Below are 23,098 nucleotides of genomic sequence, written 5' to 3' on the forward strand. Positions count from 1 at the left end.
AAAATGAATAAGTTAAAATTAATTATAGGGCGCGAGTTTAATGCCAAAGTAAAAAACAAATCATTTATTATGATGACTTTTTTAAGTCCGTTAATAATGATTGGTATGATGGTTTTGGTTGTTTTCTTAATGAAAAAGAACGATCAGAAAATTAAAGAAATTGTTTATGTAGATAACTCAGGAATCTTTTCAAAAGAGAATTTTAAAGATACTGAAACTATAAAATATCAAGATTATACAAAAGTTGGTATTGAAGCAACAAAAAAGAAGGTTGAAGAAGGAAATCACTACGGTGTTTTATTTATTCCAAAGTTAGATAGTTTAGAAGTATTAGCGAAGTCTGTAGAATTTTATTCAAAAGATACACCAGGTTTAAACACTATAGAAAATATAGAGCGTAATGTAAATACACATTTACGTAACCTGAAAATGACCAAGTTAGGCATCAACTTAGAAAAAATTGCAGCTTCAAGAATTTCTTCAGACATAAAAATGTATAATTTTTCTGGAGAGAAATCTTCTAAAATGATTAACGGAATGAAAATTGGCGTTGGTTCTTTAGCGGGTTATATGTTAATGATGTTTGTAATTATTTACGGAACATCAGTAATGCGTAGTGTTATTGAAGAAAAAACAAGTAGAATTATTGAAGTTATAGTTTCATCAGTAAAACCTTTTCAACTAATGATGGGTAAAATTATTGGTAATGCTTCTGCTGGTTTATTACAGTTTTTTATCTGGGGAGTTTTATTAATGATTGGTTCTATAGCAGTTTCTATGTTTTTAGGAATTGACGCTTCTAAAGTGTTTTCTCAAGATGTAGATATTGAGCAAGCTGCCAAGATGAAAGAATTATTAGGAAATAAAGCAGATATATTTTTAGAAATCAGAAAATTACCTTGGATGACATTATTCTTCTTGTTTGTATTTTATTTCTTAGGAGGTTATATGTTGTACAGTTCTTTATTTGCTGCAATTGGAGCAGCGGTAGATAACGAAACGGATACACAACAATTTATGATGCCAATTATGGCGCCACTAATGTTGGCGGTTTATGTAGGTGCTTTTACAGTAATAAATGATCCTCATGGACCAATTGCTGTGTTGTTTTCTCACATACCATTAACAAGTCCAATTGTAATGTTAATGCGTGTTCCTTTTGGAGTGCCTTGGTGGGAAGTAGTAATTTCTATGACAATTTTAATTGTAACATTTTTAGCAGTAGTTTGGTTGGCAGCAAAAATTTATAGAGTAGGTATTTTAATGTATGGTAAAAAACCAACATATAAAGACTTATGGAAGTGGATTCGTTATAACGGATAATATTTTTTTATGAAAACACTTAAAGAGTTTTTAAATCTGTCTTTTGATCTTACAGAAACAATACATATAGATGTTAAAACAATTCTATTTGTTGTATTTGTTTTCTTTATTACAGGAATAGTATTAAAAACTGTAAAGAGAATTATTAACAGAAAATTAAACGAAGAAGACAAGGATAAATTCAAAGCAATTTATTCTTTTATAAAATACTTTGTTTACACTGTTGTTTTAATTATTGCGTTAGAATCTTCTGGAATAGATGTAAGTGTTCTTTTAGCGGGTTCTGCGGCGTTATTAGTTGGTATTGGTTTAGGGTTGCAAACCTTATTTCAGGATATAATGTCGGGTGTTTTTATTTTAATTGACAAATCTTTACATGTAAATGACATTATAGAAATTGAAGGTAAAGTAGGTAAAGTTGAAGAAATAAGATTGCGTACAACAAGAGCTGTAACAATTGATAATAAAGTTTTGATAATTCCAAATCATAAATTCTTAACTAATAGTTTATATAATTGGACACAAAACGGAAAAACAACTAGAGAAAATGTAACTATTGGTGTGGCTTATGGAAGTGATGTGGAGTTGGTTAAAAGCCTTTTAATTCAAGCTGCTAAAGAGCATCCAAAAGTATACGAACATCCAGCACCGCTAGTAATTTTTCAAAATTTTGGAGAAAGTGCTTTAGAATTTAAGTTAGTTTTTACATTAAGTGATAGTTACCAAGCGGTTATTCCTCAAAGTGATATTCGTTTTAGAATAGATCAATTGTTTAGAGAAAATAATATTTCTATTCCGTTTCCGCAGAGAACAATTCATGTTGTTAAAGAATAAACTTTGGCTTAATTATTGAAGACTTTAAAGTATACAAAAAGATATGAGTAAAATATTAATTATAGAAGACGAAGCTGCAATACGTAGAGTTTTAAAAAAGATTATTTCTGAAGAAAATGACAGCTATCAAGTTGAAGAAGCTGAAGATGGTTTGGTTGGAATAGAAATGATAAAAGACAAAGACTACGATTTGGTTTTATGTGATATTAAAATGCCAAAAATGGATGGTGTTGAGGTTTTGGAGAAAGCTAAAAAAATAAAACCAGAAGTTCCAATGGTTATGATTTCTGGTCACGGAGATTTAGATACAGCCGTAAATACAATGCGTTTAGGAGCTTTTGATTATATTTCTAAACCACCAGATTTAAATAGATTATTAAATACAGTTCGTAATGCGCTCGATAAAAAAGAGTTAGTTGTAGAGAACAAGCGACTAAAAAAGAAAGTTAGCAAGAACTACGAAATGATTGGTGAAAGCGCTGCAATTTCTCATATCAAAGAAATAATAGAAAAAGTTGCTGCTACAGATGCAAGAGTCTTAATAACTGGTCCAAACGGAACAGGTAAAGAGTTGGTTGCGCATTGGTTGCACGAAAAATCAGACAGAGCAAAAGCTAATATGATTGAGGTAAACTGTGCTGCAATTCCTTCAGAATTAATTGAAAGTGAATTGTTTGGACATGTAAAAGGGTCTTTTACAGGAGCAAATAAAGATAGAGCAGGTAAGTTTGAAGCTGCCAACGGAGGAACAATATTCTTAGATGAAATTGGTGATATGAGCTTGTCTGCACAAGCAAAAGTATTACGTGCTTTGCAAGAAAATAAAATTCAGCGAGTAGGTTCCGATAAAGATATAAAAGTAAACGTTCGTATAGTTGCTGCAACTAATAAAGACCTAAAGAAAGAAATATCTGAAGGTCGATTTAGAGAAGATTTATATCACAGATTGGCAGTAATTTTAATTAAAGTTCCAGCTTTAAATGATAGAAGAGAAGATGTACCTTTATTGGTAGATTTCTTTGCTGAAAAAATTTCTAAAGAACAAGGAACACCGGTAAAATCATTTTCAAGTGATGCAATAAAGTTATTACAAGAATATGATTGGACAGGAAATATTAGAGAATTAAGAAATGTTGTAGAGCGTTTAATTATTCTTGGCGAAAAAGAGGTTTCTAAAAACGATATTAAATTATTTGCTAGCAAATAACTTCTTTAACATTTAATAGAGAAATTATTTCTTTATTGTCTTTAGCAATTGCTATTTCTAATGCAGATTTGTTTTCATTATCTTTTAATGACAAGTCTGCATTATTTTTTAATAAAAATGCAACCATCTTTGTTTGGTTATACATTGTAGCAAAAATTAAAGGAGAATAACCAAGGTTGTTTTGTTCATTAATATTTGCACCATTGTTTAGTAAAAGTTGTGCTATATCAACATTACCTTTAAAAGCTACACCTAATAAGGCAGTATTGCCTTTTGCATCTTTATGATTTACATTGGCATTTTTTTTAATTAAAGTTTTGGCAATTTCTATTTTATCAAAATAAGTAGCAAAAACTAAAGGCGTGAAACCTCTTTTATCTTGCGCGTTTGCAAGTTTTGGAAACCTTTTTAAAAGTGTTTCTATTAAATTAATGTTTACTGATTGTATTGCTTCAAAAAAAGTATTTAAAATATTCATTAGTGAGTTATTTTTAAAATTGGTAAGCTTTTTTATAAAAGCTTACCAATTTTATAATTATTTATTTATTATCAAATCTATCAGCATTCATCACTTTTGTCCAAGCTTTTACAAATGCATTTACAAATTTTTCTTTGTTATCATCTTGTGCATATACTTCTGCATAAGAACGCAATATAGAGTTAGATCCAAAAACTAAATCTACACTAGTTGCAGACCATTTAAAGGCACCTGTTTTACGGTCTCTAATTTCGTATAAACCTTCACCAACTGAGTTCCAAGTATTGGCCATATCTGTTAAGTTTACAAAGAAGTCATTAGTTAAAGCGCCTTCATTATTTGTAAAAACTCCATGTTTAGTTCCTCCGTAATTAGTGCCTAAAACCCTCATTCCGCCAACTAAAATGGTCATTTCTGGAGCAGTTAAGCCTAAAAGTTGTGTTTTATCTAACATCAATTCTTCTGGGCTTACTATGTATTCTTGTTTTAACCAGTTTCTATATCCGTCTGCAATTGGTTCTAAAGGTTCAAAAGAAGCTGCATCTGTCATTTCATCTGTAGCATCTCCACGACCAGCAGTAAAAGGAACTGTTGTATTAAATCCGGCGTTTTTTATTGCTTTTTCTATACCAACATTACCTGCTAAAACAATTGTATCTGCAATGCTAATTCCAAATTCTGTTGCAATTGGAGTTAAAATGTCTAAGACTTTAATTAATCTATCAGGTTCGTTACCAGCCCAGTCTTTTTGAGGAGTTAAACGAATACGAGCTCCATTAGCGCCACCACGCATATCTGAACCTCTATAAGTTCTTGCACTATCCCAAGCAGTAGCAACTAATTCTGCAATGGTTAAATTTGTACTAGAAATTTTTTCTTTTACTAGTTTTTCATCGTAATTTTTGTTTCCTACAGGAATTGGATCTTGCCAAATTAATTCTTCTGAAGGTACATCTGGACCATAATATCTAGCTTTTGGTCCCATGTCTCTGTGCGTTAATTTAAACCAAGCACGAGCAAAAGTTTCAGAAAAATATTGGTGATCACTACTGAATTTTTCACAAATTTCTCGATAAATAGGATCTACTTTCATAGCCATATCTGCATCAGTCATCATTGGGTTCAATCGAATTGAAGGATCTTCTACATCTACAGGTTTATCTTCTTCTTTAATGTTTATTGGAGCCCATTGTGTAGCTCCTGCAGGACTTTTTGTAAGTTCCCACTCATAACCAAATAAAAGATCAAAAAATCCATTATCCCATTTTGTTGGTTCTGTTGTCCATGCTCCTTCAATACCACTTGTTACGGTGTCTCTACCAACTCCAGATCCATTTGGGTTTTCCCAACCAAAACCTTGACTTTCTATAGGTGCAGCTTCTGGTTCTGGCCCTAAAACACTTGCATCTCCATTTCCATGGGCTTTACCAACTGTATGACCGCCTGCAGTTAATGCTGCAGTTTCTTCATCATTCATTCCCATTCTAGCAAAAGTTTCTCTAATATGTAAAGCTGTTTTTGCAGGGTCAGATTTTCCGTTAACACCTTCTGGATTTACGTAAATTAATCCCATTTGTACAGCTGCTAATGGATTTTCCATTGTGCTAGGGTTTTCTACATCAGTATAACGTTCATCACTTGGTGCTAGCCATTCTTTTTCTGTACCCCAATATGTGTCTTTTTCTGGTTGCCAAATATCTGTTCTACCAAAAGCAAAACCAAATGTTTTTAGCCCCATAGATTCATAAGCAATTGTACCGGCTAAAATGATTAAATCGGCCCAGCTTAATTTATCTCCATATTTTTTCTTAACTGGCCAAAGTAAACGTCTTGCCTTATCTAAGCTAACATTGTCTGGCCAAGAATTTATGGGAGCAAATCGTTGGTTTCCAGTTCCACCACCACCACGTCCATCACTAGTTCTGTATGAACCTGCAGAGTGCCAAGCCATACGAATCATTAATCCTCCATAATGTCCCCAATCTGCAGGCCACCAATCTTGACTGTCTGTCATTAAATTTGTTACATCTTCTTTTAATGCATCAATATTTAAACCTTTAAGTGCTTCGTGGTAATTGAATTCCTCGCCAAGTGGATTTACTTTTGTATCGTGTTGGTGTAAAATATCTAAATTTAAAGAATTTGGCCACCAATCGTTATTTGTTTCATTTGTTGTGTTTCCTCCCATAAAAGGACATTTTGTAATATCGCCAGAGCCATGTTTTAAGTTTTCCATTGGTTATATGTTTTTAAATTTTAGGTTTTATTTTTTGACAAAACTACAATATGTTTTTAAATAATTTTTATCTATTGTTTTTATTTTAAAATAAGTAAAATCTATTTTAGGAAAAATTCTTAGAAAAATATTTTTTACAAATCAATCACATGGTAAAATAGTTAATTCTTATGTTTTTATTCTTTAGGTATAATTAAAAACTATTGTAGTATCGAAAGTAACCATTAAAATAATTACTTTTTTTTTGCTTTATTTTTATCTTTGTATCTGTTAAAAATAGAATATTAATAATTAAAATAATAAAAAATGGCAACAGCAGTTGGTAAACAATTTCCAGATTTAAATGTAGATGCAATGAACGATATGGGAGATACGTTCAAAATTAACGTATTAGAAGAGGCGAAAAACAACAATAAAAAGGTGTTGTTATTTTGGTATCCAAAAGATTTTACTTTCGTATGTCCTACAGAATTACATGCTTTTCAAGCAGCTTTAGGAGAGTTTGAAAAAAGAAATACAATTGTAATTGGAGCTTCTTGTGATACTCCAGAAGTACACTTTGCTTGGTTAAGCCAATCTAAAGATAACGGAGGAATTGAAGGTGTAACATACCCTTTATTAGCAGATAGTAACCGTAACTTATCTTCAATTTTAGGAATTTTAGATATTTCTGAAGAGGTTTATGATGAAGCAACTCAAACTGTACAAGTTGTTGGAGATAATGTAACGTATAGAGCTACATATTTAATTGATGAAGAAGGAACTGTTTTTCATGAAGGAATTAATCACATGCCAGTTGGTAGAAATGTAAATGAATTTTTACGTTTAATTGATGCGTATTCTCATGTTCAAAAAAACGGAGAAGTTTGTCCTGCAAACTGGGAAGAGGGTAAAGATGCTATGAAACCAAATGCAAAAGGAACAGCTGAATATTTAGCTTCCCACTAAAATTTAATTACAAATTATGAATTGCGAGTGTTTAATTCGTAATTCATAATTTAAAATTCATCATTAATTATGGTACAAGAATTAAGTCAAGATAACTTAGCAGAATTAGTTTCAGGAAATAAAACAGTTGTAGTACAATATTCTGCAACTTGGTGTGGAAACTGTAGAATTATGAAGCCTAAATTTAAGAAATTAGCTTCTGAAAATGAAAACGCAGTTTTTGTTATTGCAGATGCAGAAAAATTTCCTGAAAGCAGAAAATTAGCAGATGTAAGTAATTTACCAACATTTGCAACTTTTGTAGATGGTAAATTTGTAAATCAAGTACAAACAAACAAATTTGATTCTTTAAAAGAATTGGTAAACGAGGTTCTTTAATTATGAAATTACCAGTAATAAAACACTTAACAAATTTTATAGAAGAAAACGATCAAGATTATTTGATTGAAACTATAGAGACACTAGAAGCTTTAACCGAAGTTCCGTCATTAAAAGATGAAGAATTAGATGTTATAGGAGAGTTAATTTCTAATATGTATGGAGCATTAGAAGTAGATAAAATGATAAAAGAAGGAACACCAAAGAAAGAAGCTTTAAATGCTTTTATGAAGCGTGTTCTTGGATCTATTGATAAATAATGTTTTTAAAATAATGTAAAAAAAATCTCACAGAAATGTGAGATTTTTTTGTTTCTATAATTTTATAACTCCTTTAGGTTAATAATTATTCTGCTTATAAATAGTTGTTTAACCCTTGTAGTTTGTTTTCAAATACTATATATTTGACTGTTAACTAACCAGAATATATTAAAAATTAGAAATAATGAAAGCACTAAAAGGATTCGTATTAATAGCAGTATTTTTTTTAATGTCTTGCTCTAGTGATGAAGAAAAGATAGACACAACACCAATGGTTCAAGAAGTAACTGCTACTTTGGACTTAGATGCATTAAATAATTTAGCAGGAACAGATGCAACAGGATTAATTCGTTTTAATGGTATTCCTGCATCTGAATATACAACAGAAGCAATTGTTGGAGATGAAATTATATATGAAGTAACGACAACCTCTTCAAATACAATTGTTAGGTTTGTAGAATTTCATTTTTCTTCTGGAAATGAAGAGTTGTGGGCTAACGGTTTAGAATCTGTTTTAGATACAACTGGTTGGTTAGTTGGTTTAGAGGTTTTAGAAGGAGTAAATGAAGATGATGAACTGAAATTTGACATCGATTTCCAATTAGAAGTAGATGGTCAATTGCAAAGTGAGGTTTACACAATTGACCCAAAAATTAAAATTAAATCTAGAAGATAAATTTAACTTGATTTGTGATAAGCATCAAATTAAAACATAAAAAGTATTATTTAAAAGCCTGTTTTTTAATAGGCTTTTTTTGTGTGTATAGCACTAATTCTTATACTCAAAATCAAAAAGAAAGTGATAGTTTAAAAAAAATACTAAGAACTAATTCATATGAAAGAAAAGATAAGTTAAAAAATTTAAGATGGATTTCTCAAGAGGAAACAAATCCGGATGAGATTTTAATATTTAGTAAAGAGTTGATAGAATCTGCCAAGGAAATGGATTCTGTAGACTATGTTTTTTCAGGATACCAACAAATGGGGAATGCGTATCGATTGAAAAGTGAGTTAACTAAAGCTTTAGAAAATTATTTTACTGCAGCTGAAATAGCAGAAGATAATAATTTATTGAATCAACAAGCAACAATAAAAATATCTATAGCTGATGCTTATTCTATAATGGGAGATAGTAAAAACGCAGTTAGTTATTATAGAAATAGTATTGCTTTGCTTAAACAAGATGTAGAGATGGACTCAATTGATTTGGCTTCAGCTCAATTAAATTTGGGAGATGAATATTATAATCAAAAGAAATTAGATTCGGCTTTATATTATTTTGAAGAGTCTGGAAGACTTTTTAAACTTGTTGATTACGAAATAGGAGCAGCTTATAATTTAGGTAATGTTGGCTTGGTTTATGCAGAAAAAGATGAAAATGAAAAAGCTCAAGAAAATCTATATAAGGCTATAAGTATTCTTGAGGAATATGAAGATTATTATCCAATTTGTGTTTATCTAGATGCAATGTCTGATGTTTATTTGGATAAAAAACAAGATGCAAAAGCATTACGATTTGCGCAAAGAAGTTTAGCGCTTGCTAAAAAATATGGATTAAAAGAGCAAATAGGAGATGGTTACTTAAAGCTTTCAACTATTTATCAGCAAGAGAAACTATATGAAAATTCATTAGATTTTTTTAAAAAACATATAACTTATAGAGATAGTGTTAAGAATTCTGATGCAAGTAAAGAGTTGGAATTAAAGTTGCAAGAAAAAGAATTAGAGAAAGAGAAAGAAATTGAAGTAGCTAAAAAACAAAATGAACTTGACCTTGAGACAGAAAAAGGGAAAACGCAAAAAATTATTTCATATGCAATTGGTATTGCACTATTTTTAATTGGATTATTTGCCGTTTCGTTATTTAGAAATAATAAAATTATAGCAAAAGAAAAAGAGCGTTCAGATGGGTTGTTAAAGAATATTTTACCTGAAGAAACTGCAAACGAATTGAAAGAAAAAGGAAGCGTAACTTCTAAAAAATACAAATCTACTTCAGTTTTGTTTACCGATTTTAAAGGATTTACACAGTTTTCAGAAGGCTTATCTCCGGAAGAATTAGTGAAAAGTATAGATTTTTATTTTTCGAAGTTTGATGAAATTATAGATAAACACAATTTAGAAAAAATAAAAACAATAGGAGATGCGTACATGTGTGCTGGTGGTTTGCCTTATCCAACGGAAGATCATGCTTATAAATCGGTCTTAGCAGCTTTAGAAATTGCAGATTTTGTAAAAAAAGCAATGAGTAATGCAGATAAAAATGCATCTTTTGATATTAGAATTGGTATTAATACTGGTTCCGTTGTGGCTGGAGTTGTTGGTACTAAAAAGTTTGCCTATGATATTTGGGGAGATGCTGTAAATATTGCTAGTAGAATGGAAAGTTCTGGTGAGCCTGGTAAAGTTAATATTAGTGAATCTACTTATAACTTATTAAAAGATAACAAAGAGTTTGTGTTTGAATCTAGAGGAGCAATAGAAGCAAAAGGGAAAGGAAAGATTAAGATGTATTTTGTAGATAGAGCTAGTTAAAAAGCATTATTTCTAATTATTTCTAACTCATTCAAAGAAAATATTGAGTTGCTATATAGGTTATAAAATTCATCAGAAATAGTAGCATTAAACAAGATTAAATCATCAGTATTTACGGTTACTTTTATTCCGTTGTCAAATAACTTTTTTATTGGATGTGCCTTGATGTTTTTTACTGTTCCAAGTGAAATATTACTTTGAGGACAAATATTTAATCGAATATCTCTTTCCAAAATTAAATCCATAGTTTTTTGAGAATTTATCGCGTTTATTCCATGTTGTAATTCATCTGGATTTAGCATTAATATAGTTTCTTCAATACTTTTGCAATCAGAAAACTCACCAATATGAACCTTGGTTTTTATGTTGTTTCTTTTAGCTGTTTTAAAGAGTTCTTGAAAAGGTACAAGATTTTGATCTGCTTCTTTTCCATATAAATCGATACCGTTAAAAACGCCACTGTTAATGCATTGTTCGCCGTATTCATAAACTTTATCAATAGGTAAATCTTTATTGATTCCGATATCTGGTCTAAAATCAATTTTAGCTTTGTATTTTTCTTTTATTCTTTTTACTTGTTGAATTACTTCATCTAAAGAGTTGTTAAAAAAACGAGCTAAATTAACATCAACACTAGCTTCAAGGAGTGTTATATTATCATCAATGCTACTTTCTATAGAGATTTCCATAAAATTAATAACATCTTCACTAGTAAGCATGCTTTTATTTAAATGACCGTAAATAAAATCAATCATGCCAACTAGACCATCATATTTATCGGGAAATATAATATCTGAATTTGGATATTTTTCTAAAAATCTTTTTTGTGAACCTCCTAAATGAAAGTGATTATGAACATCTGCTTTTTTTAATTCATGAAAGTAAGCGTGTGTTTTGTCCATTATTTTAGAATTAATAGTATTACAATTTCTGATAAGATTAAAAGAAGTAAAATAGCCAAACTAATTACTAAATAACGAATTGCAGTGTTAACACTCTTAAACTTTAAAGCTGTTATTTTAGCATTAATATAGATCTGTTGCCCAATTTGATCGTATATTTTTTCTTTGTCAACTGTGGTTTTTAAAAACGTTTTAGAAAACTGATTTATATCTCCATATTTAGAAACAATATCTCCAAAAAAGAAAACATTAGAATCGTACTTTTTTTCAATCCTTGGTATAAATGTACTAACGCTATGAAAAATTGAAATTAGAGTGCTAACTAGCCATAAAAACAAAAGAACATAAAGAAAACTGTAGTCTGCTAAATTTTCTTTTACACGTTCTGCATTTTGATATACGAAGTTAAAAATAATACCAAAAAAAGATAAAATTAAACCAGCTTTAAGTTCAGAAGATTTTATCAATCCAACTAAGTAATCCATTGCGCCCCAATAATGGAATGTTAAATCTCCAGCATTCAATTCTTCTTTAGTAAAAGAAGTTTTTTGTTCTTCAGTTTTCATCTTATTTGGTTAGAAGTGAAACATAAAAGTAACTAAAAAGATTTTGTTATGAATTATTATTGCTTTTTTGATCGTTTACTTTTTTTATTATAGCTTTTAAACGCTCTTTGTTAAGTTGTTTTTCTAGCTTTACTTTATTGATTTTCTGATTCATCAATTTAGTATGTTTTGCTTTGTTAACAGTGTTTTTTGCTTTTCCTTTTTTTGACATAGAATTTATTCTCCTTTCAGAAAAAAATATTATTCAACGTGAATTTCTAAATAACGAATTATTTCTTTGGCAATGTTTTTACCTGTTGCTGTTTCAATTCCCTCTAAACCTGGAGAAGAATTTACTTCTAAAACTAAAGGACCTTTAGAAGATTGTAACATATCTACACCTGCAACACCTAAGCCTAAAGCTTTTGTTGCTTTTAAAGCAGTTTTTTCTTCTTCGTCTGTTAATTCTATAACAGTTGCGTTTCCACCTCTATGTAAGTTTGAACGGAATTCTCCTTCTTTTCCTTGACGTTTCATCGCGCCAACTATTTTTCCATCAACAACAAATGCTCTAATGTCTGCTCCGCCTGCTTCTTTTATAAATTCTTGAGCAATCACTCTAGCGCCAAGACCATTAAAGGCTTCTAAGACTGAGGTTGCAGCGTTTTTAGTTTCAGCCAACACAACACCTAAACCTTGAGTTCCTTCTAGTAATTTTAAAATTAAAGGAGCTCCACCAACAGATTCTACAACGTGCTCTACATCTTTAGTGTAATTTGTAAAAACGGTTTTCGGTAAGCCAACTCCCGCTCTTGCTAAAATTTGTAAACTACTTAGTTTATCTCTCGATTTTACTAACGCTTGAGAAGAAACAGCAGAAAATACTTTCATCATTTCAAATTGACGAATAACTGCAGTACCATAAAAAGTTACTGAAGCTCCAATTCTTGGAATTATTGCGTCAATATTTTCTAAGTATTCACCTTTATAAAATATTTTAGGAGATTTTTTTTCAATCTCAATATTGCATTTTAAGTGATCTACTACTAAAACTTCGTGCTTTCTTTTCTGAGCAGCTTCTACTAATCTTCTAGTTGAATATAAGTTAGGGTTTCTAGATAATATTACAATTCTCATTAGTTTTTTTGTTTTAGTTTGTAGGATAAATCTTTTTTAATGGCGTCAATTATAAATCTTTTGTTTAAAAATTTTCTTCCCAATAATATAGGGAATTTCATTTCCTTACGTTGGCTTAGCGTTAAATCAATTGGAAAACTTTTATTAAAAATGATAATTTCTGTCTGAATCATAAATCGTTTTTCAGCAATACCATTAGAGCTTTTTACCATTTTTGAGGTGTAATTTCTCGAGGTAAATTCCTTATTATTGTATAACGGATGCTCCGGATCTAATAATGTATATTTAATTAATGATTCTTTGTCATTTTTTACTTCCTTAATATTAATACAATGTATTGAAGAGGTGTAAGCGCCAGAATCAATTTTTAAATCAATGTCAAATAATGATAATTCAGGAAAATCTCCTTTATCAAAACGACCAATTGTTATTTTCATTTATTTAAATTAATAAAAAGTAAAATTAGGTATACTAATTCAATTAAAACAAATTTTTTTACATTTTAGCTATAGCTGCTTCCGCACAACGTTCTCCGTCCATTGCTGCAGAAATAATTCCACCAGCGTAACCGCCACCTTCTCCACAAGGAAATAATCCTTCTATTTCTGGGTGTTCTAAGTTTTCTTTCCTCGGAATATTTACGGGTGAAGATGTTCTAGATTCTACTCCAATAATATTGGCTTCATTGGTGTGATAACCGTGCATTTTTTGACCGAAAGCCGCAAAGCCCTTTCGTAATCTTCCACCAATAATTTTAGGCAGAAGTGAATGTAATGGAGCTGATTTTAATCCTGGTTGATACGAGGTTTCATTTAAATCTGTTGAGGTTTTTCCGTCAACAAAATCTACCAAACGTTGTGCTGGAGCAACTTGACTTCTTCCTCCTGCAAAAAATGCTATTTTTTCTAAATCTTTTTGAAATTCTAAACCTTTTAAAGCACCAAATTCCTCATATTTTTTAAAGTCTTTATCAATATCTAATTCCACAACAATTCCAGAATTAGCAAACTTGTTATTTCTACGTGAAGGAGACATTCCGTTTACTACAACTTCGCCATTTGCCGTTGCTGCAGGAACTATAAATCCGCCAGGACACATGCAAAAAGAATATACGCCTCTATTGTTTACTTGATGTACCAAACTGTATGCTGCGGCTGGTAGTAACTCGTCTCTTTCTCCAGAACAACTATATTGAATCTGGTCAATTATTTCTTGCGGATGCTCAACACGAACGCCCATTGCAAAAGATTTTGCTTTTAAGGCGATGTCTTTTTTATGTAACAATTCGTAAATATCTCTTGCGGAATGTCCAGTTGCCAAAATAACAGAATTAACAGCCATTTCTGTTCCGTTTTGAAGCTGGATAGCTTGTAATTTGTTATTCTTAATTACAAAATCTGTAACTCTGCTTTCAAAATGAATTTCGCCCCCAAACTTTATAATTTGTTCACGGATATTCTGAATAATCTTAGGCAGTTTATTAGTTCCAATATGTGGATGAGCGTCTACCAAAATTTGATCTGTTGCTCCATGAAAAACTAAGTTTTCAAAAATTCTTCTAACATCACCACGTTTTAGAGAACGCGTGTATAATTTTCCGTCAGAATAAGTACCTGCACCGCCTTCTCCAAAACAGTAATTAGAATCTTCGTTTACAAAGTGTTCTTGATTAATAGCACGTAAATCACGCCTTCTATCTTGTACATTCTTACCACGCTCTAAAACAATTGGTTTAAAACCTAACTCAATACAGCGCAAAGCAGCGTACATTCCTGCAGGACCAAAACCAATAATATGAACTTCTTTTGCTTTAGAAACATCTTTGTAGTCAAAAATATATTCTGATTTCTCAGGAATATTTTCGTTGATATAAACCGCAACTTTATAATTAAAAATGATGTCTTTTTTACGAGCATCAATAGATTTTCGTAAAACTTTTACAGCATTAATTTCATTTCTAGCGATATCTAATTTCTTAGCAGCTTTAAAAAGTAAGATATCTTCTTTTCTTTCTTCAATAAGATTTACTCGGAGTTGCAATTCTTTTATCATGGTGCAAAATTACGGAAAACTTTGCATTGATTATTATATGTAAAAAAGGAAATTTCGCTAACGTGCTTGTGTATGGTTAGTTGCGTGTTTCAGCAACTAATTTAGTAAACAAAAACGAACGCGAGAAAATTCCGAAGGAATTTTCCAAATAAGCACTTGCCAAAGCAATTAATTATACACGTTGTTGGCAAATCGTTATTCTTTAATGCAACGTATTCCAGAACCTATTCTGATAGAATTATCACCATAAAAGATGTCTTCTGTGTCAGAAAGTTGTACAAGAACTCTAGTTCTAGAACCTATAGGAAGGTTTGTGTTTACATTAGTTGTAGCCCAAGTACAGATACCTTGTCCAAGTGTTGGACCACCAAATGCATTGATATAGCCATTTGGCAATCCATTGAAACCAATAGCATTTATTCCGTTTCCAGAACTTGGAAGCCAACCGGTTGAAGATTTTAAAGCAGACGCTTCTTGATTTTCAAATCCGTTTTCTGATAAATAATTTTCTAATTCTTCAAAATCTGATTGTGATGGAATTCGCCATCCTTCTGGTGCTAATTTTCCGCTTTCTATTGCCCAATGATTATACATTGCTCCATAAAAGTCGAATGGTAATTCTTCATCAACTACATTATTTAAGTCGCTAGTGTCTGCCCATTGATATTGAGGAATTTGATTTGGTAAATCTCCCCAATCCATACCAAATTGATATTCTGTAATTGGTGTTCCGTCATTAAAGGTTGTTGTCTTTAGATTCTCCAGCATCCAAGTTTGATTCCCAATGGTTATGGTGTTGTAAATATTACCATCAACATCAGTTACTGTTAATGCAGGTTCTTCATTTGGGTTATTGTCATCTTCAGAACAACCAAAACTAATTAATAATAAAAGGATAATGCTAAGTCTAATAATTGATTTCATTTATTTGTTTTTTATATATAACAACTTCAATCGGTTTTTTCCTAAAATTGGGTTGATATAATTTGGTGTTAATGTTTGCCAATGTTTAAGAATATTCACAGTTTTAATTGTTAATATTCAACGTTAGCGAAGTTACCCAAAAATAAGTTTAGAATCAAACTAAATTTTATTGCCAAATTGCTCTATTGATAGTTTAGCGTCATCTGCAATTTTATCGTTATTAAACCAAACATGTGTGTCTCCAAGATAATTCATTCCAAGATATTTTGCACTTTCAATAAAAGGCATTTCAAAACCTATGCGTCTGTCATTTCCTGCAGAATTACTAATCATAGCAATGTTTTTACCACGCAATTGTCTTCCTAATTCTTTTTTGTAGTGAAGTAAATCAGACATTCTATCAAAAAAATCTTTCATCATTCCGCTCATTGTGTACCAATAAACAGGTGTTGCAAAAATTAAAGTATCGTAGTTTGTAATAATTTTTTCCATCAATGGTAAAAAATCATCATTTGCATTACTAAAATCATATTCAAATGGACCAATATTTTTGGTTTTTAAATCGATTACATCAAACTTTTTGTCTTTATTTAAATAGTTCACTACTTTATGTGTGTTACCAAAACTGTTGGCGCTTCCTTGTATAATTACTGTTTTATTCATTAAATAAAAATGTGAAAAACATTTGTAATAATGTTAAAAAGCTGATAATAAATATCAATTAAACCCAAGAAAAAATCAATAGAAAAACAAGTATTTTTTCTATCTTTAGGTTTTAATTATAGATTTAAATGAATTTATCAAAATATAAAGTTTCTGGCAATATTCAACTTAAAAATTCTGTTACAAAAGAAGTAGTTGAGGATGCAGAGAAGAAACTAAAAAAGACACGTAAAAAGTTAGCGAAATTACAAGATGCTATGTATGCGGAAGGTAAATATAGTGTGTTGGTTTGCTTGCAAGGAATGGATACTTCTGGTAAAGATAGCTTAATACGTGAGGTTTTTAAACAATTTAATGCACGTGGTGTAGAAGTGTATAGTTTTAAAGTTCCTACGGAATTGGAATTGAAACACGATTTTTTATGGAGACATTATATTGCGCTTCCTGCAAAAGGAAAAGTAGGTGTTTTTAATCGTACACATTATGAAAATGTTTTGGTAACACGTGTACATCCAGAATATATTTTTGGAGAAAACATTCCATCTGTAAAAAGTTTAGACGATTTAGATGATGCTTTTTATCACGACAGAATGGATAGAATTAACGATTTTGAAAATCATTTGTCCGCAAACGGAACTATTGTTTTAAAGTTCTTTTTAAACCTATCTAAAGACGAGCAAAAAAGCAGGTTATTACGTCGATTAAATATTCCGGAAAAGAATTGGAAATTTTCTGCAGGAGATTTAAAAGAGCGTAAATTATGGGATAAATATCAAGACTGTTATGAAGATTTATTAAACAGAACGTCTAAAGAAAATGCACCTTGGTTTGTGCTTCCGGCCGATGATAAACCTTCTGTACGTTACCTCTTAGCAGAGATTTTATTAGAAGAAATGCAGAAATATAATTTTAAAGAACCAACATTGCCAGCAAAAGTACAAGCGCAAGTTGAAGAATTTAAAGAACAATTAAATAACGAATAAAATAGGTTAATGGTTTAGGATAAAAGTAAAAAGTACTTTCATTCTTTATCTATCACCTTTCATCTTAAATATGGAATTAAATTTAACAAAACCAATCGTATTTTTCGATTTAGAAACAACAGGAGTTAGTATTGCAACTGATAGAATTGTAGAAATTGCAATTTTAAAAGTGTATCCAAACGGAAATAAAGAAAGTAAAACGTGGTTGGTAAATCCGGAAATTGAAATTCCGCAAGGAGCAATTGATATTCATGGAATTACAAACGAAAAAGTAGTTACTGAACCAACTTTTAAAGAATTAGCCGCAGAAGTTAGCAAAATGATTGAAGGTTGCGATTTAGCTGGGTTCAATTCAAATCGATTCGATATTCCTTTGTTAGCAGAAGAATTAATGCGTGCAGGAATCGATTTTGATATGAATAACAGAAAAGCGGTTGATGTCCAGGTAATTTTTCACAAAAAAGAACAACGAACATTAAGTGCTGGTTATCAATTTTACTGCGGAAGAGAATTGGAAGGAGCGCACGGAGCAGAAGCAGATACAAATGCAACCTATGAAATTTTGTTAGCGCAATTAGATAAATACGACGATATAGAAAATAGTATAGACGCTTTAAGTGAATTTTCAACTCACGGAAAAAGAGCCGATTTTGCTGGTTTTATTTTAATGAATGAAGATGATCAAGAGATTTTCTCTTTCGGAAAATACAAAGGAAGAACAGTGGAAGAAGTACTAAAAGAAAATCCGGGTTATAATAATTGGATTCAGAATGCAGATTTTCCGTTGTACACTAAAAAGGTATTAAGACAAATAAAAGAAAGAATGTCTGCGCCAAAAGACACCATGAGTGATGAAGATAAGTTGAATGCTCTGCAGCAAAAATTTAATTTAAGATAAAACTGTTTGTCATTCCTGCGTAGGCAGGAATCTATTGTTAAAAAAATCTAAATTAACAAATGATTAAGGAGAATTGATTTTAACAAAATTACATTCGTTAAAAACGAATTCTAGTAAAGAACACACGACTTAAACAAATAAAATTAAACATTTCATAAAATGTTCACAGAATATAAAAATTTACCAAGTAATTCTCGTGTTTGGATTTACCAAGCAGATAGAGAATTTCAAATAGAAGAAATAGAACACATAAGCGCAAAAGCATTACTGTTTATAGACCAATGGACGCGTCATGGAGACGATTTAAAAGGATCTTTTACCATAAAATACAATCAGTTTTTAATTTTAGCGGTAGACGAAGGTTTTAATAATGTTTCTGGATGTTCTATAGATTCTTCAGTTAAATTTGTACAAGAATTAGAAAAAGAATTGCAATTAGATTTAATGAACAAATTAAATGTTTCATTTAAAGATAATGACAATATAAATATTGTAAAATTATCTGATTTTCAGCAGTATGCTAAAGATAAAAAAATAAATGCTGAGACCATTGTTTTTAACAACATGGTAAATACAAAAGAAGATTTTGAAACAAAATGGGAAGTTCCAGCAGAACAAAGTTGGCACAAACGCTTTTTGGTATAAAAATTGAATTAAAAAAACTATGCAAAAAAGAATATTACTTTTATTTTTATTAAACGTTTTCTTATTAAGTGCTCAAGCACAAAGTGTAGATCCGTTAAGAGCAACTGATGCAGCTGCGCAACAAATTTGGGTAGATAGTATTATAAATAACATGACTGTTGAAGAAAAAATTGGTCAATTATTTATGGTGCAAGCCTATTCAAATTTAGATGCTAAGCATGAAAAAACTATTACTGATATGATTGAGAAATATCATGTTGGTAATTTAATTTTTATGCAAGGTACTCCAGAAAAACAAGCAAAATTAAATAATAAGTATCAAGAACTTTCTAAAGTCCCTTTAATGATTGGTTTTGATGGAGAATGGGGTTTAGATATGCGTTTAAAAAATGTATATAAATTTCCTTGGAATATGACATTAGGTGCAATTAGAGATAATAATCTAGTTGAAGAATTTGGTAAACGAATAGGAGAACATTGTAAACGATTAGGAATTCATATAAATTTTGCACCTGTTGTAGATGTAAATATCAATCCAAAGAACCCAATTATTGGTAACCGTTCTTTTGGAGAAAGTAAAGAAAATGTAACAGAAAAAGCAATTGCGTTTACTCGTGGAATGCAACAAGTTGGTGTGTTAGCAAATGCAAAACACTTTCCAGGACATGGAGATACAGCGTCAGATTCTCATCATACTTTACCCGTTTTAAATTTTACAAAACAGCGTTTAGATTCTATAGAATTGTATCCATACAAAAAAATGTTTGATGCTGGTGTAGCAAGTGTTATGACAGCGCATTTAAGTATTCCTAGTTTAGAACAAGATCCAGCTTTACCAACATCACTTTCTTATAATGTAACCACAAAATTATTACAAGAAAAGTTAGGTTTCTTAGGACTTGTAATTACAGATGGATTAAACATGAAAGGTGCTGCAAATTATTCTACTTCTGCAGAAATAGATTTAGCCGCAATACTTGCAGGAAACGATATGTTGTTAATTCCGCAAGATGTTCCTGGTTCTGTTAAGTTGATGAAAAACGCACTTAAAAACGGAATGCTAACCGAAGAAAGATTAGAGCATTCTGTACGTAAAATATTACGAGCTAAATATCTGGTTGGTTTACATAATTATAAGCCAGTTTCAGAAGATAATTTACAAGCCGATTTAAATGCGCCAAAAGATGAAATTCTACATAGAAAATTGATTAAGAATTCTATTACTATTCTAAAAAACACAAACGGAGATATTCCGGTTAGAAATTTAGAAAAACACAAAATTGCGTATGTTTCAATGGGAGATTCTAAAGGAACTCACTTTGTAAATATGTTACAGAATTATGCAAAGGTTGATGTAGTTTCGGATAAAAATTTAGCAACCCTTCAGCAAAAATTAGAAAAATACAATTTAGTAATTATTGGTTTTCATAAATCTAATGATCATCCTTGGAAAGGATATAAATTCACAAATAAAGAGCTAGTTTGGTTGCAAGAAATAGCACGTAAAAAAAATGTTATTTTAGATATTTTTGCAAGTCCATACAGTTTATTACAAGTTAAATCGTTTGCCAATATAGAAGGCTTGTTGGTTTCTTATCAAAATAGTAAGCTGGCTCAAGAACTTTCTGCACAAGCAATTTTTGGAGCTTTAGATGTAAACGGAAAATTACCGGTTTCAATAAAGAATGAGTTTGGAGAAGGACATGGTTTATTAGCATATAGTTTAAAAAGATTTGAATACTCTATACCAGAAGATGTTGGTATGTCTTCCTTGGTTTTAGAAGGGATAGATAAAAGAGTAGACACAATTTTAAAGCAAAAAATGGCTCCTGGAGTTCAGGTTTTGGTGGCTCGTCATGGAAAAGTTATTTACAACAAAAGCTTCGGTTATCACACGCATAGTAAAAAACTAAGAGTAAAGAATTCTGATGTTTACGATTTAGCTTCACTAACAAAAATATTAGCGTCTTTGCCTTTAATTATGAAAGCAGAAGAGGAGCAGGTTTTGCCATTATCGGCAAGTCTAAAAGATATATTGCCTTCTTTTAGAAATTCAAATAAGGAAACCGTTACAGTTAAAGAAATCTTGTCGCATTTTGGTCGATTAAAAGCTTGGATTCCATTCTACAAAGGCACTCAAGATAGTGTAACAGGTAGAAATTTATCCAAATTTTACAGCAAGAAAAAATCAGATAAATACCAAATTAAGATAGCTCAAAATTTATATATGAATAAAAGTTATCAAGACAGTATTTATAAATATATAAAAGATGCAGATCAAAGAGAAAGTAAGCGTTATAAATATAGCGATTTAGGATATTATCTATTTAAGAAGGCATTAGAGGATACTTATCATAAGCCATTAAATACTTTGGTAGATGAAGAATTTTATCAATCTTTAGGAGCAAACAGAACATCTTATTTACCCTTAGAAAAATTTAAGAAATCAGAAATTATTCCAACAGAAAAAGACACCTATTATAGAAATCAATTATTGCAAGGTTACGTGCACGATATGGGAGCTGCAATGCAAGGCGGAGTTGGTGGTCATGCAGGTTTATTTGCAAATGCTAATGATGTTGCTAAGATTATGCAAATGTACTTGCAAAAAGGAGAATATGGAGGCAGACAATATTTGTATCCAGAAACCGTAGAAAAGTTTAATAAACGTTATTTTCAAGACAAAAAAGTTCGTAGAGGATTAGGTTTCGATAAGCCGCAATTAAATCCTAAAGTTAAGGCAACTTGTGGTTGCGTTTCCGAAGAAAGTTTTGGTCATAGTGGTTTTACTGGAACTTATACTTGGGCAGATCCTCAAAGCGGAATTGTATATGTTTTCTTGTCAAACAGAGTATATCCAAATATGGATAATCGTGGTTTGGTAAGAAGTAATATGCGAACTAAAATTCAACAAGTAATTCAAGACGCTATTATTCAGGATAATTAAAAATACGTAGTATTTTGTTCAAAAGAATTGTCCTTCCCGTGTAAATAGGAATCTAAAACTTTTTTTTAGAAGCTATTTCCTGCTTTCCGCTATATCTTTTTTGAGAAAAACAAAAAAGGATGTCGCTTCAATCAGGGCTAAACTTGTTTGCTAGCTTTCTGTATTTGTTGGAGATAATTTCGTGTAAAGTAGCACTAAAACTAATGAAGTTAAAAAATAGATAGCGCCAATTTTATTTCCGAAGAAATAATAGATAATGAAAGTTTGAATACCATAAAACAGCGGAATTAAAACTAAATTTAAGCCAAATCGAAACGTATCAACAAATTCAATTTCAGGTATTTTTTTAGCTGCTTTTTTCCAAATGATATAAGGAAAAATACTATTAGCAATAAGCAGTAGTTTTAAAAGTTTAAACGTTCTTTTAGGCTTTTTAGTAGGCGGAAACATTTTCTTTTTTACAATCCAATTTACTGTTTCAGTATCCGTAAAATCAACTTGAGCAGCATTTAATTTTGCTGCCATATCTTCATAATTTTCAGAATCAATATGTACACTTAGTTCTTTTAATTGGGTAGAAACTTGTGCTTTAAGTTCATTTACCGAGTTGTTAATCTCGTTAGGGTTATAAAATGTGCTTGCTAAAATTGGTTTTCCAATGTTTACAGCAACTTTAGTGGGGAAAATAGATTCGTTTTGGTACGTTAATCCAATAGGAATAACATGTATTTCCAAATCTTTATGTTTGTCAAGTGCTCTAAATAAGATCCTTGTAAAACCTTTGCTTAAAGGTCTAATAGTTCTTTTTATGTTATGGCTTCCTTCAGGAAAAATAAGTATTGCTTTCTTGTTTTTAAGTAGGTTAGTACACTGTTCAAAAATAGCATCATTTTTAGAAACCGCTTTTAAACCATCTCTTATTCTGTAAATTGGCATCATGCCTAACAAGCCAAATATTTTGGCAATTATAGCTTTTTTAAAAACTGCTGCACGAACTAAAAAATGAGTTTTTCTTTTGGAGGAAGTAGCAATTATTAACGGATCAATTAAAGCATTTGGATGATTAGCCATAAATAAAATAGCACCTTTTTTAGGAATATTTTTTTCACCTTTAATAGTTATTCTTTTCGTGTAAAAAAATAACCCGATAGAAATAAATACTTTAACAAAGAAGTAAAATATGTTTTTCATTTTGCTTACTGC

23 protein-coding genes are annotated in these 23,098 nt (G+C 30.7%); 12 read left to right on the forward strand and 11 right to left on the reverse strand.

Going from position 1 to position 23,098, the window contains the following annotated elements:
• Nucleotides 1-3: 3 nt before the first annotated feature.
• The 3 genes from L1S33_RS08465 to L1S33_RS08475 are packed head-to-tail and all read left to right on the forward strand — an operon-like array spanning nucleotide 4 to nucleotide 3,364.
• A complete protein-coding gene (locus tag L1S33_RS08465; RefSeq protein ID WP_240552897.1) occupies nucleotides 4-1,323 on the forward strand; it encodes an ABC transporter permease in 1,320 nt (439 codons plus the stop codon).
• 9 nt (nucleotides 1,324-1,332) lie between these two features.
• Complete coding sequence (locus tag L1S33_RS08470; protein WP_240552896.1) at nucleotides 1,333-2,157, forward strand: mechanosensitive ion channel family protein; 825 nt, start codon at nucleotides 1,333-1,335, stop codon at nucleotides 2,155-2,157.
• Between the two features lie 43 nt (nucleotides 2,158-2,200).
• Nucleotides 2,201-3,364, forward strand: coding sequence for a sigma-54-dependent transcriptional regulator (locus L1S33_RS08475; protein ID WP_240552895.1), 1,164 nt, complete (start codon nucleotides 2,201-2,203; stop codon nucleotides 3,362-3,364).
• Here L1S33_RS08475 and L1S33_RS08480 read toward each other — a convergent pair.
• Nucleotides 3,354-3,842, reverse strand: a complete 489-nt coding sequence (locus L1S33_RS08480) for an ankyrin repeat domain-containing protein (protein WP_240552894.1) — start codon at nucleotides 3,840-3,842, stop codon at nucleotides 3,354-3,356. The genes L1S33_RS08475 and L1S33_RS08480 overlap by 11 nt on opposite strands.
• A 61-nt stretch (nucleotides 3,843-3,903) precedes the next feature.
• On the reverse strand, nucleotides 3,904-6,078 hold the full coding sequence (gene katG / locus L1S33_RS08485) for a catalase/peroxidase HPI (protein WP_262914349.1): 2,175 nt from the start codon (nucleotides 6,076-6,078) through the stop codon (nucleotides 3,904-3,906).
• 306 nt (nucleotides 6,079-6,384) lie between these two features.
• Here katG and L1S33_RS08490 point away from each other — a divergent pair, with 306 nt between their 5' ends.
• From L1S33_RS08490 to L1S33_RS08510, 5 genes are all read left to right on the forward strand, one after another.
• Complete coding sequence (locus tag L1S33_RS08490) at nucleotides 6,385-7,026, forward strand: peroxiredoxin (protein ID WP_240562007.1); 642 nt, start codon at nucleotides 6,385-6,387, stop codon at nucleotides 7,024-7,026.
• A 69-nt stretch (nucleotides 7,027-7,095) separates the two neighbouring features.
• Complete coding sequence (locus L1S33_RS08495; protein WP_240552892.1) at nucleotides 7,096-7,404, forward strand: thioredoxin family protein; 309 nt, start codon at nucleotides 7,096-7,098, stop codon at nucleotides 7,402-7,404.
• Nucleotides 7,405-7,406: 2 nt separating this feature from the next.
• On the forward strand, nucleotides 7,407-7,664 hold the full coding sequence (locus L1S33_RS08500; protein ID WP_240562008.1) for a DUF6952 family protein: 258 nt from the start codon (nucleotides 7,407-7,409) through the stop codon (nucleotides 7,662-7,664).
• A gap of 184 nt (nucleotides 7,665-7,848) precedes the next feature.
• Nucleotides 7,849-8,340: a hypothetical protein gene (locus tag L1S33_RS08505; protein WP_240562009.1), complete on the forward strand. Its 492-nt coding sequence runs from the start codon at nucleotides 7,849-7,851 to the stop codon at nucleotides 8,338-8,340.
• 83 nt (nucleotides 8,341-8,423) lie between these two features.
• The gene (locus L1S33_RS08510) at nucleotides 8,424-10,199 is read left to right on the forward strand and encodes an adenylate/guanylate cyclase domain-containing protein (protein WP_240562010.1); all 1,776 of its coding nucleotides are present in this window, start codon (nucleotides 8,424-8,426) and stop codon (nucleotides 10,197-10,199) included.
• On the opposite strand, the gene L1S33_RS08515 is transcribed toward L1S33_RS08510, so the two are convergent.
• From L1S33_RS08515 to L1S33_RS08550, 8 genes are all read right to left on the reverse strand, one after another.
• Nucleotides 10,196-11,101: an amidohydrolase family protein gene (locus L1S33_RS08515; RefSeq protein ID WP_240562011.1), complete on the reverse strand. Its 906-nt coding sequence runs from the start codon at nucleotides 11,099-11,101 to the stop codon at nucleotides 10,196-10,198. The genes L1S33_RS08510 and L1S33_RS08515 overlap by 4 nt on opposite strands.
• Entirely contained in the window at nucleotides 11,101-11,667 is a 567-nt protein-coding gene (locus tag L1S33_RS08520) for a Pycsar system effector family protein (protein ID WP_240562012.1), read from the reverse strand. The genes L1S33_RS08515 and L1S33_RS08520 overlap by 1 nt, the downstream gene beginning before the upstream one ends.
• Nucleotides 11,668-11,713: 46 nt before the next feature.
• On the reverse strand, nucleotides 11,714-11,878 hold the full coding sequence (locus L1S33_RS08525; protein WP_240552886.1) for a hypothetical protein: 165 nt from the start codon (nucleotides 11,876-11,878) through the stop codon (nucleotides 11,714-11,716).
• Nucleotides 11,879-11,907: 29 nt separating this feature from the next.
• The gene (gene rimK / locus L1S33_RS08530; protein WP_240552885.1) at nucleotides 11,908-12,783 is read right to left on the reverse strand and encodes a 30S ribosomal protein S6--L-glutamate ligase; all 876 of its coding nucleotides are present in this window, start codon (nucleotides 12,781-12,783) and stop codon (nucleotides 11,908-11,910) included.
• Nucleotides 12,783-13,220 carry an ATP-dependent zinc protease family protein gene (locus L1S33_RS08535; RefSeq protein ID WP_240552884.1) on the reverse strand — a complete coding sequence of 146 codons (438 nt, stop codon included), beginning with the start codon at nucleotides 13,218-13,220 and terminating at the stop codon, nucleotides 12,783-12,785. The genes rimK and L1S33_RS08535 overlap by 1 nt, the downstream gene beginning before the upstream one ends.
• A 58-nt stretch (nucleotides 13,221-13,278) precedes the next feature.
• On the reverse strand, nucleotides 13,279-14,835 hold the full coding sequence (locus L1S33_RS08540; protein WP_240562013.1) for an NAD(P)/FAD-dependent oxidoreductase: 1,557 nt from the start codon (nucleotides 14,833-14,835) through the stop codon (nucleotides 13,279-13,281).
• Between the two features lie 195 nt (nucleotides 14,836-15,030).
• Entirely contained in the window at nucleotides 15,031-15,759 is a 729-nt protein-coding gene (locus L1S33_RS08545) for a fibrobacter succinogenes major paralogous domain-containing protein (protein ID WP_240562014.1), read from the reverse strand.
• 159 nt (nucleotides 15,760-15,918) lie between these two features.
• On the reverse strand, nucleotides 15,919-16,422 hold the full coding sequence (locus tag L1S33_RS08550) for a flavodoxin family protein (RefSeq protein WP_240562015.1): 504 nt from the start codon (nucleotides 16,420-16,422) through the stop codon (nucleotides 15,919-15,921).
• 128 nt (nucleotides 16,423-16,550) lie between these two features.
• On the opposite strand from L1S33_RS08550, the gene L1S33_RS08555 reads away from it, so the two are divergent.
• The 4 genes from L1S33_RS08555 to L1S33_RS08570 all read left to right on the forward strand — a co-directional run bounded on the left by L1S33_RS08555 (nucleotide 16,551) and on the right by L1S33_RS08570 (nucleotide 21,895).
• Nucleotides 16,551-17,405 carry a PPK2 family polyphosphate kinase gene (locus tag L1S33_RS08555; protein WP_240562016.1) on the forward strand — a complete coding sequence of 285 codons (855 nt, stop codon included), beginning with the start codon at nucleotides 16,551-16,553 and terminating at the stop codon, nucleotides 17,403-17,405.
• A 70-nt stretch (nucleotides 17,406-17,475) separates the two neighbouring features.
• Complete coding sequence (locus L1S33_RS08560) at nucleotides 17,476-18,303, forward strand: 3'-5' exonuclease (protein WP_240552869.1); 828 nt, start codon at nucleotides 17,476-17,478, stop codon at nucleotides 18,301-18,303.
• A 159-nt stretch (nucleotides 18,304-18,462) separates the two neighbouring features.
• Entirely contained in the window at nucleotides 18,463-18,948 is a 486-nt protein-coding gene (locus L1S33_RS08565; RefSeq protein ID WP_240562017.1) for an ABC transporter ATPase, read from the forward strand.
• 19 nt (nucleotides 18,949-18,967) lie between these two features.
• Nucleotides 18,968-21,895, forward strand: a complete 2,928-nt coding sequence (locus L1S33_RS08570; RefSeq protein WP_240562018.1) for a glycoside hydrolase family 3 N-terminal domain-containing protein — start codon at nucleotides 18,968-18,970, stop codon at nucleotides 21,893-21,895.
• 150 nt (nucleotides 21,896-22,045) lie between these two features.
• Here L1S33_RS08570 and L1S33_RS08575 read toward each other — a convergent pair whose 3' ends face one another.
• Nucleotides 22,046-23,086 (reverse strand): lysophospholipid acyltransferase family protein, encoded by a 1,041-nt coding sequence (locus L1S33_RS08575; protein ID WP_240562019.1) that lies wholly within the window; start codon nucleotides 23,084-23,086, stop codon nucleotides 22,046-22,048.
• Nucleotides 23,087-23,098 lie beyond the last annotated feature (12 nt).

This window comes from Tenacibaculum aquimarinum (assembly GCF_022478115.1).
In the GTDB taxonomy this organism is placed as follows: domain Bacteria; phylum Bacteroidota; class Bacteroidia; order Flavobacteriales; family Flavobacteriaceae; genus Polaribacter; species Polaribacter aquimarinum_A.

Coding starts and splice junctions, on each gene's coding strand:
- L1S33_RS08525 (WP_240552886.1), bottom strand. CDS start 11,878: ATGTCAAAAAAAGGAAAAGCAAAAAACACTGTTAACAAAGCAAAACAT.
- L1S33_RS08465 (WP_240552897.1), top strand. CDS start 4: ATGAATAAGTTAAAATTAATTATAGGGCGCGAGTTTAATGCCAAAGTA.
- L1S33_RS08560 (WP_240552869.1), top strand. CDS start 17,476: ATGGAATTAAATTTAACAAAACCAATCGTATTTTTCGATTTAGAAACA.
- rimK (WP_240552885.1), bottom strand. CDS start 12,783: ATGAGAATTGTAATATTATCTAGAAACCCTAACTTATATTCAACTAGA.
- L1S33_RS08555 (WP_240562016.1), top strand. CDS start 16,551: ATGAATTTATCAAAATATAAAGTTTCTGGCAATATTCAACTTAAAAAT.
- L1S33_RS08505 (WP_240562009.1), top strand. CDS start 7,849: ATGAAAGCACTAAAAGGATTCGTATTAATAGCAGTATTTTTTTTAATG.
- L1S33_RS08570 (WP_240562018.1), top strand. CDS start 18,968: ATGCAAAAAAGAATATTACTTTTATTTTTATTAAACGTTTTCTTATTA.
- L1S33_RS08565 (WP_240562017.1), top strand. CDS start 18,463: ATGTTCACAGAATATAAAAATTTACCAAGTAATTCTCGTGTTTGGATT.
- L1S33_RS08550 (WP_240562015.1), bottom strand. CDS start 16,422: ATGAATAAAACAGTAATTATACAAGGAAGCGCCAACAGTTTTGGTAAC.
- L1S33_RS08545 (WP_240562014.1), bottom strand. CDS start 15,759: ATGAAATCAATTATTAGACTTAGCATTATCCTTTTATTATTAATTAGT.
- L1S33_RS08515 (WP_240562011.1), bottom strand. CDS start 11,101: ATGGACAAAACACACGCTTACTTTCATGAATTAAAAAAAGCAGATGTT.
- L1S33_RS08520 (WP_240562012.1), bottom strand. CDS start 11,667: ATGAAAACTGAAGAACAAAAAACTTCTTTTACTAAAGAAGAATTGAAT.
- L1S33_RS08500 (WP_240562008.1), top strand. CDS start 7,407: ATGAAATTACCAGTAATAAAACACTTAACAAATTTTATAGAAGAAAAC.
- katG (WP_262914349.1), bottom strand. CDS start 6,078: ATGGAAAACTTAAAACATGGCTCTGGCGATATTACAAAATGTCCTTTT.
- L1S33_RS08480 (WP_240552894.1), bottom strand. CDS start 3,842: ATGAATATTTTAAATACTTTTTTTGAAGCAATACAATCAGTAAACATT.
- L1S33_RS08535 (WP_240552884.1), bottom strand. CDS start 13,220: ATGAAAATAACAATTGGTCGTTTTGATAAAGGAGATTTTCCTGAATTA.
- L1S33_RS08540 (WP_240562013.1), bottom strand. CDS start 14,835: ATGATAAAAGAATTGCAACTCCGAGTAAATCTTATTGAAGAAAGAAAA.
- L1S33_RS08475 (WP_240552895.1), top strand. CDS start 2,201: ATGAGTAAAATATTAATTATAGAAGACGAAGCTGCAATACGTAGAGTT.
- L1S33_RS08470 (WP_240552896.1), top strand. CDS start 1,333: ATGAAAACACTTAAAGAGTTTTTAAATCTGTCTTTTGATCTTACAGAA.
- L1S33_RS08495 (WP_240552892.1), top strand. CDS start 7,096: ATGGTACAAGAATTAAGTCAAGATAACTTAGCAGAATTAGTTTCAGGA.
- L1S33_RS08490 (WP_240562007.1), top strand. CDS start 6,385: ATGGCAACAGCAGTTGGTAAACAATTTCCAGATTTAAATGTAGATGCA.
- L1S33_RS08575 (WP_240562019.1), bottom strand. CDS start 23,086: ATGAAAAACATATTTTACTTCTTTGTTAAAGTATTTATTTCTATCGGG.